Source organism: Vibrio sp. MOR3, assembly GCF_001557775.1.
Classification (GTDB): Bacteria; Pseudomonadota; Gammaproteobacteria; order Enterobacterales; family Vibrionaceae; genus Vibrio; species Vibrio jasicida.
In genome coordinates this window covers 186,012-200,749 of record NZ_LNRD01000006.1, presented here as the reverse complement: position 1 = coordinate 200,749, position 14,738 = coordinate 186,012, and the positions used below count along the sequence as shown (strand labels likewise).

The 14,738-nt window shown below is 44.5% G+C and carries 13 protein-coding genes; 6 read left to right on the top strand and 7 right to left on the bottom strand.

Going from position 1 to position 14,738, the window contains the following annotated elements; genetic code table 11:
• The first annotated feature begins 17 nt into the window (after positions 1 to 17).
• On the top strand, positions 18 to 764 hold the full coding sequence (locus ATB76_RS14240; protein WP_061035535.1) for a phosphatase: 747 nt from the start codon (positions 18 to 20) through the stop codon (positions 762 to 764).
• 86 nt (positions 765 to 850) lie between these two features.
• Here ATB76_RS14240 and ATB76_RS27285 read toward each other — a convergent pair whose 3' ends face one another.
• Positions 851 to 1,606, bottom strand: a complete 756-nt coding sequence (locus ATB76_RS27285; protein ID WP_081094916.1) for a hypothetical protein — start codon at positions 1,604 to 1,606, stop codon at positions 851 to 853.
• 92 nt (positions 1,607 to 1,698) lie between these two features.
• Positions 1,699 to 2,046, bottom strand: coding sequence for a helix-turn-helix transcriptional regulator (locus tag ATB76_RS14230; RefSeq protein ID WP_061035533.1), 348 nt, complete (start codon positions 2,044 to 2,046; stop codon positions 1,699 to 1,701).
• A gap of 140 nt (positions 2,047 to 2,186) precedes the next feature.
• Between ATB76_RS14230 and ATB76_RS14225 the strand changes: the two genes are divergently transcribed.
• From ATB76_RS14225 to ATB76_RS27280, 3 genes are all read left to right on the top strand, one after another.
• The gene (locus ATB76_RS14225) at positions 2,187 to 2,498 is read left to right on the top strand and encodes a hypothetical protein (RefSeq protein WP_061035532.1); all 312 of its coding nucleotides are present in this window, start codon (positions 2,187 to 2,189) and stop codon (positions 2,496 to 2,498) included.
• Between the two features lie 805 nt (positions 2,499 to 3,303).
• Positions 3,304 to 4,461 carry an aromatic amino acid transport family protein gene (locus ATB76_RS14220; RefSeq protein WP_009706178.1) on the top strand — a complete coding sequence of 386 codons (1,158 nt, stop codon included), beginning with the start codon at positions 3,304 to 3,306 and terminating at the stop codon, positions 4,459 to 4,461.
• 235 nt (positions 4,462 to 4,696) lie between these two features.
• Complete coding sequence (locus ATB76_RS27280) at positions 4,697 to 5,020, top strand: hypothetical protein (protein ID WP_081094915.1); 324 nt, start codon at positions 4,697 to 4,699, stop codon at positions 5,018 to 5,020.
• Between the two features lie 80 nt (positions 5,021 to 5,100).
• Here ATB76_RS27280 and ATB76_RS14215 read toward each other — a convergent pair whose 3' ends face one another.
• The 4 genes from ATB76_RS14215 to ATB76_RS14200 form a co-directional block, all read right to left on the bottom strand.
• The gene (locus tag ATB76_RS14215; RefSeq protein WP_042600021.1) at positions 5,101 to 6,972 is read right to left on the bottom strand and encodes a methyl-accepting chemotaxis protein; all 1,872 of its coding nucleotides are present in this window, start codon (positions 6,970 to 6,972) and stop codon (positions 5,101 to 5,103) included.
• A gap of 453 nt (positions 6,973 to 7,425) precedes the next feature.
• Positions 7,426 to 8,790, bottom strand: a complete 1,365-nt coding sequence (locus tag ATB76_RS14210; protein ID WP_042600020.1) for a YjiH family protein — start codon at positions 8,788 to 8,790, stop codon at positions 7,426 to 7,428.
• A gap of 471 nt (positions 8,791 to 9,261) precedes the next feature.
• Positions 9,262 to 9,933, bottom strand: coding sequence for a YoaK family protein (locus ATB76_RS14205; protein ID WP_038865287.1), 672 nt, complete (start codon positions 9,931 to 9,933; stop codon positions 9,262 to 9,264).
• 164 nt (positions 9,934 to 10,097) lie between these two features.
• Positions 10,098 to 10,499, bottom strand: a complete 402-nt coding sequence (locus ATB76_RS14200) for a GFA family protein (RefSeq protein ID WP_039974901.1) — start codon at positions 10,497 to 10,499, stop codon at positions 10,098 to 10,100.
• 149 nt (positions 10,500 to 10,648) lie between these two features.
• Between ATB76_RS14200 and ATB76_RS14195 the strand changes: the two genes are divergently transcribed.
• Both ATB76_RS14195 and ATB76_RS14190 read left to right on the top strand, forming a co-directional pair.
• Positions 10,649 to 11,278 carry a hypothetical protein gene (locus ATB76_RS14195; RefSeq protein ID WP_042600018.1) on the top strand — a complete coding sequence of 210 codons (630 nt, stop codon included), beginning with the start codon at positions 10,649 to 10,651 and terminating at the stop codon, positions 11,276 to 11,278.
• 123 nt (positions 11,279 to 11,401) lie between these two features.
• The gene (locus tag ATB76_RS14190; RefSeq protein WP_038865290.1) at positions 11,402 to 12,688 is read left to right on the top strand and encodes a peptidoglycan DD-metalloendopeptidase family protein; all 1,287 of its coding nucleotides are present in this window, start codon (positions 11,402 to 11,404) and stop codon (positions 12,686 to 12,688) included.
• A 35-nt stretch (positions 12,689 to 12,723) separates the two neighbouring features.
• Here the strand turns inward: ATB76_RS14190 and ATB76_RS14185 are convergent, their stop codons facing one another.
• Positions 12,724 to 14,544: a bifunctional diguanylate cyclase/phosphodiesterase gene (locus ATB76_RS14185; RefSeq protein WP_038875444.1), complete on the bottom strand. Its 1,821-nt coding sequence runs from the start codon at positions 14,542 to 14,544 to the stop codon at positions 12,724 to 12,726.
• Positions 14,545 to 14,738 lie beyond the last annotated feature (194 nt).

Genomic DNA, 14,738 nt, shown 5'->3' with positions numbered 1-14,738 from the left:
AATCTCAGGAGGTCACCATGGATATCGTGATTGATAGCCACACCCATACTATTGCCAGTGGACACGCTTACAGCACCATTTTAGAGAACGCATTGTCTGCTAAGAATAAGGGGCTAAAACTTCTTTGTACCACCGATCATGCTCCCGAGATGCCAGGAGCCCCTCACTACTGGTATTTCAACAATCAAAGAATTTTGCCCCGCTTTTTACACGATGTAGGTATTCTCCGTGGCGTAGAAGCCAACACGCTGAATGTGAAAGGGGAGATAGACTTGCCACCGTCCTCTGACCAACATCTTGACTGGGTGATTACGAGTTTCCATGAACCCGTATTCAAGCCCGCGACCGAAGCTGAACATACCGCTGCCCTGATCAATGCGATTAAAAGCGGCAGAGTGGATGTTCTGGGCCACTTGGGTAATCCGAACTATCCATTCGATATGGAGCAAGTGTTGCGCTGTGCCAAAGAACACAATGTTGCAATTGAAGTGAACAATACATCTTTGACAGGCAAAAGCCGCAAGGGCAGTGATTCCCGTTGTGATCGCATTGTCGAGCTTGGCAATGAGATTGGCGTTTACTTCAGCACAGGATCGGATGCTCACTTCTGCGAAGAGATCTCCAAGTTAGACTTGGCGATTGCTTTACTGGAGAAACACAATGTGGATGAAGAGAAGATACTCACTACGTCGACAAGCAGATTCTTGAACTTCTTATTACTGAGAGGTAAGGCGAGGATTCCAGAGTTCGAAGCGCTCTATTGAGAAGCTAGTGACTCAAACGACAATCTACAAACAAACATAAACCCGCAGCGTGCGGGTTTAGTTCGTTTTGGATGAGACATAAAGCACTACAACGGGGATTCCACCACAACAAACTTACGTTCGGCTCTAAGTGGCGCAAACCAAGTATTTTTGTATTTGAAATAGCTCTGTCCGTCGACGACGACCGTTTCTTTCGTGTGAGGCAGTGAATCTACGATCTCTCCAAGCTTGTAAGGGCTAGGCTCAGGTTTTGTCGCCGGAACCACATGGGTGACTCGCGGCGTATTCGAACTTGGCGAAGAAGATAGCACTTGCCCTGACGACGATGGCGCATAGTTTGACGACGTTGAAGAAGACGTCGTGATGGTGTTTCCATTCACAATCGTGTAGTTACCGCTTGGTGGGTAACGGACGTAATCATAGCGGTCTCCATTCCTACGGTAATACGAGTCTTGAACGATGGCATAGGTGATGCCTGCAAAAATGGCGAAAGTCGCTATGCCAACGAGATCGCTATGATAATAGTAATAACGTCCACGATAGGGTGGATACCAATAACCCGGTCTCACATAGATAAACGAGGAATGGTAACGCGGTGGCCTAACGACATATGGAGGTCGATGGTAATAGGGTGGTCTGTAGTAGGGCGGGCGGTAATAAGGTGGCCGATTATAGTGGGGCGGCTTGATTGGCCTATGAGGGCGATTCACAGGGCGCAAATCGTGTTTGTTACCCGGTTGCGTGATCGGTTTTACCGCGGGTTTAGCTTGCGGCTGTGCAGACAGACTTGTCGCGCCCAGCAAGCAGAGAATGGAGGTAATCATGACCCAGATGCTTCTCATAATGCTTTCCCCCATGGTTGGAGTACCGAAGCTCTAATCTTTAAGTTTAGCTCACCATAGCTTTGTTTGACCGAGGAGTCTAGGGCACGACTTTATGCTCTCGTTGAGCTTTTGCTTTCGTTGGCTTTCTGTTCTAACACCAAGAAGATCAGCTTGGTCAGCATGGATTGTGCTTCTGGTGACAGTAATCTCGCTGCTGAAGCAACATCGCTTGCAGAAATGTTACCGACCCCTCTAGCATCGAGGGCGACATCCAAATCTGTTAGGTTGAGAGCCCGCAGAATGGAGCGATATTGTGAGAGTTTTAAATCCGATTCGCCTCTCTCAATTCTTTGATAAGTCTTTTCGCTCATCCCTGCGACTTTTGCCATTTGCTCACGCGACATACCTCTCTCTTTGCGTCGAGCGATCAGTACTTCAATCAGTGGGTCTACATGCATAGGCGCTCCTTAAAGGACAGTTTTGTCCTGAAGCACGCAATATCCGGACCAGTTTAACCACCTCGTATTTACCCAAGTTGATATAGCGATAAGAATGACGTTCCACAAAAAAATTACTAAATTTCAGTCAGTTTCAGAAAATGGAAAAATATCAGCTTTATAAATCAATCTCTGGTGAAGTAAGCGTTCGCAAAATGCAACGCGTTTTAGAACAATTGCTTGATGAAATTCGCAATCGCAGCCGTGATAGTCGCTTGGATATGACATGGTTAACCAGAGAATCACAGAAAAGGTTGATGAAGTATAAAGAGCTGTTTTTGCATCGATGCGATCTTGACCAGACTGAGCTGAATCAAACCTATGAGAATTTGAGCCTGATAGAGCGCTCAGTGGCCGACATGGGGGTTGCAGCACTCACTTACATCATTGACGCACTAGACAAGGAAATGTGATCGGTTGAAAGCGTTGCTCGTTGTAAAGCATGGATAACTGTAAAGTATGGAGAGCTGTAACAACATGAACGTGAGCAGTAAAAGCATGAACGAGCGAAATCCCACAAAGCCAATTGTGTGAAATAAAAGCACTGAAGGAATTTAAAGAAAGGATGCAAATGCTGGGGAACCAAACCCAGCATTCGGAACACTCATTTACCTATATTTTCGAACCGTAAATCAGTGTTTAGAGGTATGTGAACCGAAACGTGTCGGTACGGAGCGAATAATAACGATATTGCTGAATCTAAGCTATGTTCCGGGTTTCTAACACCTCTCAACAAAGTGTACATTTTCATGTACACCTCAAAAATTGAGCGTCAAAGCTCACTTCTTAAGCTTTATAACAACAAAAGACTAAATAATCGGCGGTTTTACAACATATCTGTTGCATCAACTGATAGTTGTTAAAATATATGGCTATAAGATGGAGCTTTTGCTTTTCAATCGTCCTATTTATGCCTTACAATCCTTTCGAACCAAATCCATTCAGCAGAGAATGGGATTGACGAAAAAGGATGCGCTGATTTTGCTTCGAACCCAAAGTGAGACATTCCGTTAGTCGAACTCTGCCCGGAAATGATTCCCTACATCCCCAATATACTCAGACAGGATAGATCCGTCTTGAGTCTAGGCTTCTTGCATCCTGAATTGCTGTTTAGCATCGAATTCATTGGCTGCAAAGTAGGGAGTTTCCGTAGATCGTGCTTCGAACCAAAAGCACGATAAGTCAAAACAAAACGGATTAAATTTAGAGGTATTAACCGTGAACCTAAAACTTGTCGGCAGCTCCCTGATCGTTGCAGGTACTGCTCTTGGCGCTGGTATGCTTGCTATACCAATGGTGCTTGCTCAATTCGGCCTCCTTTGGGGCACTCTTCTTATGCTGTTCATCTGGGCGGGTACAACTTACGCTGCACTTCTTCTATTGGAAGCAAGCTGTAAAGTAGGTGGTGGCGTTAGCATGAACGCGATTGCTCGTGAAACCCTTGGTAAAGGCGGTCAGTTTGTTACTAACGGTCTTTTGTACGCGCTGCTTGTTTGTCTTTTGATGGCGTACATCATCGGTGCTGGTGACTTGGTACAAAAAGTGACTGCGTCAATGGGCCTACCACTTTCTACTATCTCTAGCCAAGTTGGCTTTACCGTTTTGGTTGGTCTAATCGTATCTGCAGGTACAGGTGTGGTTGATAAGCTAAACCGTGGCTTATTCATCGGTATGATTGTCGCGCTTGTTCTTACGCTATTCTCTCTTGCGCCAAACGTATCGTTTGAAGGTCTAAGTGAAGTCGTAAACGCAGACAAAATGGCGCTGATCAAACAAAGCTCAGTTCTGTTCACAAGCTTTGGCTTCATGGTCGTGATTCCTTCTTTGGTGACTTACAACAAAGAAGCGAGCAAGACCCAACTGCGCAACATGATCATTGTTGGCTCGACGATCCCTCTTGTGTGTTACCTACTGTGGTTGTTTGCAGTAGTGGGTAACTTGCCACCACACGAACTTATCCAGTTCTCAAACGTGTCTGAGTTGATCTCTGTTCTTGGTCAACAGTACACAGGTCTTGAGTTCATTCTGTCTATGTTTACTGGTTTGGCACTGCTGACGTCTTTCTTGGGTGTGGCAATGGCGCTTTACGACCAAAATGCCGACCTTCTAAAAGCAAGTAAGCCAGTGGTATTCGTGACGACGTTTATTCTGCCGTTGCTTGGCGCGGTATTTGCTCCAGAGCACTTCTTAGCGATCCTTAGCTACGCAGGCATCATCCTTGTATTCCTAGCGGTGTTTGTTCCACTATCGATGACCATGAAAGTGCGTCGTGTTCCTGTAGAAGACAACAGTGTGTACGAAGCTGGTGGCGGTGCGATGGGTATGAGCATGATCTTCCTATTCGGTTGTTTCTTGCTGTTCGCTCAAGCGGTCTAAATCGACTCTACGAACACACAAATTGAATCTAGAAAGCCGCTTGTCCATAATTGGTCAAGCGGCTTTTTTGTGCAGAATTGTGAGGACTGCATCAACGGCGTGTATGGCCTGACCGTTGCCTGATAAATCGTGATGATATTTGACCTTGAGGTGAAACTGTCTCGCCACAGGCTGACATGGCTTGCGACCACTCTCTTTATGATGACTAACAAGTTATAAAGTAAAGGGGAACCGAGTGTCTAAGCGATTTTCTTTCACAGTCGTTGGAATGATGCTTTCTTTGGGGATGTTCAGTGCTGAAGCGAGCGCGCACCCTAAACATCACCACAAGCACGGACATCATCATGGGCATCACCACCATCATCATAAGCACAGACATAAGCATAAACACAAAAAGGTTGTGGTGGTGAAGCACAAGCGACCAAAGCATCACTATTACCATTACAAACACATTCCACCACGCAGCACCTACATTCAGATTGGCAATTTTACCTACCTGAAAGTGGATGATTTTTATTACAAGCGTTCGAAAGATCGCTATATACATGTGGCTTTGTAAGAAAACAAAAAAACAGCGAGCAGTTTGGCTCGCTGTTTTGCTATTGCTTGGTGAAGATTGTGGTTCGTTAAGAGGAGAGGCTATACCGTGAATCGGTTTAAAATCTCATCTTGCTTACGAACGTCGTCATGCTGTGCTTGCATGGCTTCATTAGTGCGGTTTGCTGAGTCAGCAACTTGAGTCGATAAATCTTTTATGTTGACTGTGTTGTTGTTGATTTCTTCGGCAACCAAGCTTTGTTCTTCGGCAGCGGAGGCGATTTGCAGGTTCATGTCTGAGATGCGTTGGATTGCATCACGAATACGTTGTAATGCGCCATTCGCAAATTCAGCTTTCTCGACGGCCTCTACGGCACTAGATTTGCTTTGATGCATTGCGCTTGCAACAGAAGATGCACCCGATTGAAGCTGTTCAATCATGCTGCGAATTTCTGTAGTAGATTCTTGCGTGCGCTGTGCCAGTGTTCGAACTTCATCCGCAACAACGGCAAAGCCACGACCAGACTCTCCCGCACGTGCAGCTTCAATCGCTGCGTTTAGTGCCAGTAGGTTAGTTTGGTCTGCGATGTCGTTAATCACTTTAAGAATCGTCTCGATGTTTGCTGTCGCCGACTCAAGACCTTGCACCTCTTCGACCGCTTGGTCGATGCTGTCTGAAAGCAGGTTGATCGTCTCAGTCGATTCATTTACAACGGAAGATCCTTGCACGGTCGCATCGTCCGCTTCTTTAGCCGCACTTGCTGCACCCTGCGCATTGTTAGCGACTTCTGTCGCCGTCACTGACATCTCGTGCATTGCTGTTGCGAGTTGCTCAAGTTCTTGCAGCTGAGTCTGAATCGCTACGGCGGAATCTTTCGCTCCTTCTGCGGTGATTTGCGTACCACTTAAGATCTGATCAGAAATGCTTTTCGATTCGATGATTTGATGCTGCAAGTTCTCCATAAAGGTATTGAAGCCTTTTGCGAGCTCAGAGAATTCTTGGTCAGTATTGGTGTCCAAACGTTGAGTCAAATCGCCTTTGCCTGAGGCAACCGCTTGGATGGCACTGTTCAGCTCATCAAGAGGGCGCATTAAGGTGCGGATAAGAAGAGTAAGCGCGATAATTGATGCAATTACGGCAATCAAAGAGTAAATAATGGCGCTGTTACGTAGAGTATCGATTGCTGAGTAAGCAATGCTTTCATCAACAACCGCGCCCACATACCAGTTCTCACTCGGAATGTGAGTTAGGCTGACCATATACTTGTCGCCGTTCATCTCGATATGTTGAGCACCTGACGTTAGCTCGACTTGTGGTAGGTAGCTAGATAGCTTTTCACCGTTGTACTTTGCTTCTGGGTGCGCAATGGTTGTGCCGTCAGCGGTCACAAGGAATAAGTAACCCGCATCGAATAGGTTTACTTGGTTGACTAAGTCAGAAAGGGTTGTTAGCTCCAAATCATAGAACATGGCTGCTAAAAACTGGCCAGCTTCGCGAACTGGGGTACCGATAGAGATGATCACTTTCTTAGAAGAAACATCCACGTAGGGATCGGTGACGACAAGCTTACCTTGTGCTTTTGCTGAGACAAACCAAGGACGAACTCGAGGATCGTAATCAGGCGTAGCATCCCAGTTGTCATCGTTCTCAATCACGAAACCGTTATTGTCGTACGCGTAACCGATTGCCAAGAAGCTTGATTTTGGCATTGGTTTTTCAAGCACTTCTTTCACGTAGTCGTGATCAGTTGGATTAATTTCTAGAATCTCGGTCATGGATTGAGCGAGTTCTTTCTTTGCACTTATTTCAGATTCTACCGTGTTCCCCACACTAGATAGGATCTCACTAACGCTCGTGTCGATGTTTTCTTCGATCTGCGAACGAATGGTCATAACTTGTTGTGTCGACAGCAATGCCACAGTCACAAGCAATAAAATTGAGGAGGCGGTGACAACTTTATGTCTGAATTTCATACTTTCCCTCTCGAGTCTCCCGGCTGGTTTACTCTGCTTGTACCTCTTATTTATTGGGTACATTCGGCAGAAGTGAACACATTATTGTGTTTGTAATCTTGTTATCGACAGATATGTCAGAAACCTGAAGGCGATTTGTTTAATTTCTTAACAATTGTCAGGTCGTGTTCAAAAGTTGTGAGATTGATCTTCTTTGTAAGACTTTGTCATTAAACTGTTAAAAACATAAGAATAGTATCATTGAGCCTTATATAAACAAGTCTGACGAGATTGTTTTTCTCATTTAAATTAATGAATTTAAAGTGATATTTATAACTTTGTGTTGAAAGTTAGATGTCTTTATATTGATTCTTGTCAGGAAGGGGGAGCGAAGTTGGAACGGAAATAACAAAGGTGAACGACAAATACAAAAAAGGCCCCGACAATGCGGAGCCTTTGTTAAAAAATGCGATTTTAGAAAATCAGATGAGCAACACCGGCAATAACAGGAAGCGTAATCAACGTACGTAGAATGAAGATAACGAACAGCTCCACGATGTTTACCGGAATCTTACTGCCTAGAAGCAGTGCACCTACTTCTGACATGTAGATAAGCTGAGTTACTGACATCGCTGCAATCACGAAGCGCGTCATTTCATTATCAATTGAAGCCGCTAGGATCGCTGGGATAAACATGTCTGCAAAACCCACTACAATCGTTTGAGACGCAGCCGCTGCTTCCGGAATGTGCAGTAGTTCTAGGTAAGGGATAAATGGCTGGCCTAGGATTTCGAATACCGATGTGTATTCAGCAATAATCAATGCCATTGTACCTAGACCCATAACGACAGGAAGTACGCCAAAGACCATGTCGATTGCGTTATGTACGCCTTCTTTAAATACCGACTGTACAGAAGTCACTTGGCCAGCGCGTTTTAGCGCAAGGTCCATACCCCAAGAGAAAGTTGTGTGACCTGCAGGTACTGCGTCTGCGTCTTTCTTAGGCTCGCTGCCATCCATGTAGCGGTCTTTCTTTAGACTCAATGGCGGTAGGCGAGGAATGATGATAGCCGCGATAACACCTGCTAAACAGATTGCGCCGTAGAAAGGCAGGAATAGATGTTCTAATTGAACCTGAGCAAGAACAACCAAACTGAACGTGATAGATACTGCAGAGAAAGTTGTACCTACAACTGCGGCTTCACGCTGGGTGTAGAAGTTGTTTTCGTACTGTTTGCTTGTCAGTAGGATACCCACACTGCCGTCGCCTAACCAAGAAGCCATACAGTCGATTGCACTGCGACCTGGAAGGTTAAATACCGGACGCATCACTTTACTTAGTAGCGCACCGAATAGCTCAAGCAGACCAAAGTTGAGCAGTAGAGGAAGCAGTAGGCCTGCAAAAATGAATACTGCAAACAGTGTTGGTAGAAGACCAGTCAGAACTAAACCGCCAGTATTCTCTTCCCAGATCGCTTCAGGACCCACTTGGAAGAACGTCATCAGAACCGCTGCACCACCAAATAGTCGAACGATTAACCAAAGTGGGGAAGGGTTAAATAGACCGTTTAAGAAACCATTACGTAGGATTGCTGCTGGCTTAAAAATTTTGCAAAGAACAGAAGCTAGAGCCATGAAAGCGACAATTGCCGTTACGATAGCAATTAAGGTATCGCCAAGAACTGCAGGAATGACTTTTGCCATTACCGCGACAGGAATTGTCAGGCTACCATCGTAAGAAATTGGTGCCATGAAAAGTAGAAGACCGATTAGGGATGGGATGAAGAACATCCAAAAGTTGCCCTTAGGTGCTTCAGCAGCATTGGTGTTGTTATGCATGTTTTGTCTCGTGTTACTACTAGTCAATACTCGCCATATTCCATGACATAAATATTCACTAAACATCCGTATTTAATCACAGTGTGCGGAGGTTACCCGCAAACTGCATCCATTGCAATACTATTCATTAAATACATCTAGTTATTCAGCCGTTTTTATGGTCAAACTGCACTTAACTAGAATCTTGTATATGAATTTGTTGCCTGTGTTAGAAAATTGTAGCACGTGAGCCGCTGTTAACAGACTATGATGAAGCACAGTGTGACTCGAGCAATAAAAAGCCTAGCAAATGTGATTAGGATCTCAAGGCGATCACGATGTTTTCTGTTAGTAGTACTACTTAATTTATGGATTTGAAGGATAAAACACTGGTTAAGATTAACCAGTGGCGTCTTTCAAGTAAAAGACAAATATGAAGAAAAGAATAAGAGGAGACGGTTTAAGGCAAATGCTTAAACCGCCACAATCGCATTAAGCAGTTTGTTTACGACTAATAAGGAAAAGATAACTCCAGTAAGCGATAGCAATGATGAAAGCCAAAATCGCTGGGAACGCTAATGCATAAAGCTCAAACGAATTAAACAGCATTGCGCCGGCAGTACCACCTAACAAGAAGCCGAAGAAGATAAAGATAAACAGCTTGGCTTTACGACGGTCAAATTGGCGACCACGCAAGCTTTCACCAATCATAATGCCGAGATCGGTAATAATTCCGGTCATGTGTGTTGTTCGAACCACTGCTCCACTGAAGGTGGTGATCATAGCGTTCTGCAAGCCGCACGCAGCAGAAGCAAGATACTGACCATAAACATTGCCTTGAACTAGGAAGCCTAAGCTGAGAAGTAACAGGCTGCCTTCAATACAGAGTGCAACGCCGTAGCGACGACCGAGTTTAAGTGCACTGCTTTCGATAAAGAACCCACTAAACGCTGAACCAATCAAAAAGCTAAATACGATGAAGAGCAGGTGAATAGTGCTGTCTGCATCGGTTAATAAGCTGTTCCCTAGCTGAGTTACGGTTCCGGAAAGATGTGTTATCGCTTGATGTTGAAAGCCTAGGAGACCCACGGCATTGACGCAGCCTGCGAGAAGAGCAAGCAAAAACGCGCCATATTCCACCCAACGAGGAAGTCTGGAAATCACAATAAAACCTCACTAAATGTTAGGGGCAGATTATAGCGCTCATAGCGCGGAACGAAAGTACTTCTGCGAAAACTCGGTTGATCATTCTCAATAAAATCTCAACTTTTGTTGAATGCTTTTCTTGAATTTAGATTGTTTAGTGCCATGTTTGTTGAAAGAGATGCTTAGCTAATGTGTTCCATAGTGCAATCAAAGCTCACCCAGCCGTGCTTTCGTTGCTCATAAATAGAGACAGTAGGCTCTGGAAACTCCTTATCGTTAAATAACCCCATAGGAATCACGGCGTACTCGGGAGCATCTGATAGCTTCAAACGCATTGTCGTGCCGCATGCTGGACAGAATTCGTATTGAACTTGATGACCTGAGTCAGCAACACGAGTATAGCTAGTGACATCACCATCGAGGATGACTTGGTCTTTGTTGAAGCGGGCTTGAACGCCGAATACACTTCCCGTGCGTTTTTGGCACTCAAAGCAATGACAGACGGAAGTACGAATAGGTTCTGCGGTGCAGCGTAGTTGAACTAGACCGCAGGCGCATTCACAAGAGTGGGTGATTTTTGTCATCGTTGTCCCCAATTGGTTGCTCATCAAACAGTTTAGTTTAATTTTGAAACACTTGAGTCAAATCGAACGAGTAGGCGTTGAGGTCTTCATGGGTGAATTGGTATATACTTCGAGCATAATTAAGAGAACAAGAACACAAGGAAGTCTTCATGGCTCGTAAAAGAATCTTACCCATTCCTCTCATTCTTCTTATCCCGATTGTTTTGCTTGCTGTTGTGATCATCGCTGGTATATATCGCTTCAGTCTCTCAGATGATGAGATCATGGCGAAATTCCCCCAAGTGCAGACTCAATCCAACCCAATCGTTGAAGAGGTATTGGGCATTCAGTCACGAAACCCATGGACTGTCCAAGTCCCAGAGCAAGGGGCGGTCACTTTCTTGCAAGAGTGGGACAAAGAGCATGGCAACTTAAAAGGGGATTATGATGCTGGTGCGACGAAAGGGTCTGTGCTTGTACCGACTGATTTTATTGCTAAGCGAGAGATTGGTAAGACTACATGGGTTGCCGCACCAGTGATCGTGACGACACAAGGTTCAGGGGCATTTTATTACCTGGGCTTGTTTAAGTTCGACCCCGTACCAAGTCGTGTTGTACTGATCAATAGTGTGTTTGTTGGTGATCGAATTCAAATGTCGAAACTCGAATGGAAAGACGACAAACACATATCATTGTCTTACTTAGAACACGGTGAAGATCAAGCGATGGCAGAACAACCAGAACAATTGATATCGAAGACACTCAAGCGTGTAGGTAATGACCTACATATGCAACAGTAATGAATTTTTTTGTCTTCTGTAAAAAATAAGTGTTTTCTGCGCTAGATCTCGTAATTACCTAGTGATTTCTTATGCGGGAATGCATAAGCTATGAGCCTTGTTATAAAGGAGGAAGTAATTCCCGTGTCTACAAATGAAATTACAACAAGACGGTTGCCGAATCTGACAAGTCGTAAAGCGCTACTGTTGTACTCCTTGCCAGTATTAGTTGCGATTGGTGTTTCCAACTCTCTCAAAGAGTCTTCCCTTACCAAAACCATCGCTTTAAACCTGCCAGAGTCGCAGGTTGTTGAAAAAATTCTTGATGCGAAGACAGCTGTTGTTGTCACGCCACCCAATTTTGAATATCAAATCCAAGCAGGTGATAACCTGAGTACCATCTTCAGTCAATTAGGCCTCGGCTACAGTTCGCTGATGAAAGTGATGGAAACGGATTTAAACTTCCTTGCCCTTGATACGTTAAAACCTGGTAACACACTGCGTTTTTGGCGTGATGAATCGACGGGTGAACTCGATAAAATGGAGCTGCAATTCTCTATTGCAGACAAAGTGGTTTATCAACGCAATAGCGATGGTAGCTACGACTTCTCTGATATTTCCATTCCAGGTGTATGGCACCAAGAGCCTCTTGTTGGTGTGATTCAAGGTAGCTTCTCTTCTTCTGCAAATCGTTTGGGTTTAAGCTCAGCTGAAATCAGCCAAGTGGTTAATCTGCTAAAAGAGCAAGTGAACTTCGGTAAAGATTTGCGTGCTGGCGATCGTTTTGAAGTTGTGCGTCGCTCTCAAAGTATTGATGGCGTATCGACGGGTAAAAACGAAATTGAAGCGATTAAGATCTACAACCGTGGCCGTGAAGTGACGGCTTACCTTCATACTGATGGACAGTTCTACAATGCGAAAGGTGAAAGCCTACAGCGTGCCTTCCAACGATACCCTGTTAGCCGCAGCTGGCGTATTAGTTCTGGCTTTAACCCGAACCGCCTACACCCAGTAACCGGCCGCGTTGCTCCTCACAATGGTACCGACTGGGCTGTGCCTATTGGTACTCCTGTAGAAGCGACAGGTGATGGTACGGTGATCATGACACGTAAACACCCTTATGCGGGTAACTATGTGGTGATTGAGCATGGCAGTAAATATAAAACGCGCTATCTGCACTTGAGTAAAATACTGGTTAAGAAAGGCCAGAAAGTTTCACGTGGACAGCGTATCGGTCTATCCGGTAAAACGGGTCGTGTGACTGGTCCGCACCTTCATTACGAATTGATTGAATATGGTCGTCCGGTGAACGCAATGCGCGCTAATATCCCGATGGCAAGTTCGGTTCCGAAGAAAGAGATGGCAACGTTTGTAGCGAACCGGAATGAAATGGATAAGCTGCTTAAAGACAAAGAGAAAGCCGTTCTCTAATTGAATAAAAAAGACCAAACATTGTTTGGTCTTTTTTATGCGCTTTTTACTTGTTTGTCATTGATGATCGAAACCAGTTCTTCGACGCTGTGTGGTCGGGAATAGAAGTATCCTTGAATATGATGACAGCCCATCTCAATCAGCTTCTGCAATGCTCGATCGTCTTCGACCCCTTCTGCAATCAAGTCGACGTCGAGTAATTGTGCCAATTGTGCAATCAGTAAAACCACTTGCTCTGATGTGGTATTAGCGAGCATGTTGCGAACAAACGTTGCATCGATTTTAATGCTATCAATCGGGTAGTTATGGATGTAGTTTAAACTCGAATAACCCGTGCCAAAATCGTCGAGTGCGACTTTGAATCCAAGGTATCTAAGTGAGTTTAAAACCATCTGTTCTCTGCCACTTTGTGATAACAGAACCGTCTCCGTGAGCTCTATAACAAAGTCTGAAGCTTGATGATTGTATTTCTCCAATACTCTAGTTAAGTAGTTTATATAGCGATTGGAATCGACCAGCTCATAAGCAGAACAATTAACCGACAGCTTTACGGTGTAACCCAACTCTCTTTCGAGCTTTTGTTTTGCTCGGCAGGCTAGCTCAACGATGCGTTCGCCTAGTTCAATGATCAAACCGGATTGTTCAGCAGCCTCGATAAATTCGACTGGGGAGACGCTGCCATAAGTACTGCTTTTCCAACGCGCCAATATTTCAAAGTAGTCCCAACGGTCACTGGTGATATCGACAATAGGTTGAACCACAACATAGAGTTCTTCGTTTTCATCGATGCTTAAGCGTAATTGGTCTCGCAATGCTTCTATCAATTGTGTTTGACGGTGGTACAACGCGCTTAAATGCGTGTCATAGTGCTGAATTCGCGTATCACGATGCTTTTTACAGTCTTTTAGCGCCAAACTCGCGTTAAGTATCAAGTCATCGCTATTGAGCATGTGGACAGGGGCACGAGCTATACCAATGCTAACTGTGAAAGATATGCGATTGGATTTGTCGACATAGCCTGATTCTATCTTGTCCAAAATTTCCTGACATACCGCAACGGGATCTTCATCGTAAGTAATGAAGGCAAACTCATCACCTGCAACACGAAAAGCATTATTCGGAGAGGTGAGACTTTGTTGTATGGCATTGGCTGTAAACTTGATGATCTGGTCACCGATGTAATTGCCGTTAATGTCATTGATGGATTTAAAGTTATCGATGTCTAGGTAGGCAAGACTAAAAGGACGGCTAGCGAGTTGCGTTAAGGTTTCAAGTGTATCCGCTAGGCAACTTCGGTTGAGTAGGCCGGTTAAGTTGTCGTGTGAAACCTCATAACTCAGCTGGTTTAGAAGTTTGTCTGACCGTTCACTTATCCATTTTTCACGTAGGCTATGGATAATGACGTTAGAAAAAAAGCGGTGATGCTCAATGATGTTTTTTGCTTCTGATTCTCCAACCGCTCGGGTAAAGGTTGAGAGCAAAATCCCTAGCACCTCTCCAGCATGGGTTTTTAAAGGCAGTCCAATATAAGCTTGGATACCAGCATCTTGAAACATTTGGTCTTCAGGAAAGAGGCGGTAGACCTCTTCTTGATAGAAGATGATTTCACCAATGTCTTGTGCCACTTTTTCACAAGGTGTACCGGCGAGCCCGTAACTGATGTTATCAGTAATGGTTCCGTCACTCGAATGAGAAAGCGTAACCGCGCAATGCTGGAGATGCGCTATCTCAACCACACATGTACAGTGGCTTTGAAATTGCTGATGAAGATCCAGTGTTACTCTATTGAGCAGAGCGCTTCCGTTCAAATTCAGAATTTCATCAATTACTTGGATACTAATTTGTTCATGATCCATTGAAGGCTTCACCCGACGTTGTCATTAACCGTATCGTGTTTCTTTTGGTTTTGTTACACGATCATTTCTCATTTAATCGATATGCATCACGTTAACTATTGTTTACTTCGTGTGATTTTTCAAATTCTGATGGCTCAAGAAAGGTATTTTTCAACTATTAGGTTAGGGGGAATTGAATCAAGCTCTCACAAAAG

Excerpts from the sequence above, each read along its gene's own strand:
- ATB76_RS14225 (WP_061035532.1), top strand. The coding sequence starts at position 2,187 with ATGGAAAAATATCAGCTTTATAAATCAATCTCTGGTGAAGTAAGCGTT.
- ATB76_RS14240 (WP_061035535.1), top strand. The coding sequence starts at position 18 with ATGGATATCGTGATTGATAGCCACACCCATACTATTGCCAGTGGACAC.
- ATB76_RS14215 (WP_042600021.1), bottom strand. The coding sequence starts at position 6,972 with ATGAAATTCAGACATAAAGTTGTCACCGCCTCCTCAATTTTATTGCTT.
- ATB76_RS14185 (WP_038875444.1), bottom strand. The coding sequence starts at position 14,544 with ATGGATCATGAACAAATTAGTATCCAAGTAATTGATGAAATTCTGAAT.
- ATB76_RS14210 (WP_042600020.1), bottom strand. The coding sequence starts at position 8,790 with ATGCATAACAACACCAATGCTGCTGAAGCACCTAAGGGCAACTTTTGG.
- ATB76_RS14230 (WP_061035533.1), bottom strand. The coding sequence starts at position 2,046 with ATGCATGTAGACCCACTGATTGAAGTACTGATCGCTCGACGCAAAGAG.
- ATB76_RS27285 (WP_081094916.1), bottom strand. The coding sequence starts at position 1,606 with ATGAGAAGCATCTGGGTCATGATTACCTCCATTCTCTGCTTGCTGGGC.
- ATB76_RS14195 (WP_042600018.1), top strand. The coding sequence starts at position 10,649 with ATGGCTCGTAAAAGAATCTTACCCATTCCTCTCATTCTTCTTATCCCG.
- ATB76_RS14200 (WP_039974901.1), bottom strand. The coding sequence starts at position 10,499 with ATGACAAAAATCACCCACTCTTGTGAATGCGCCTGCGGTCTAGTTCAA.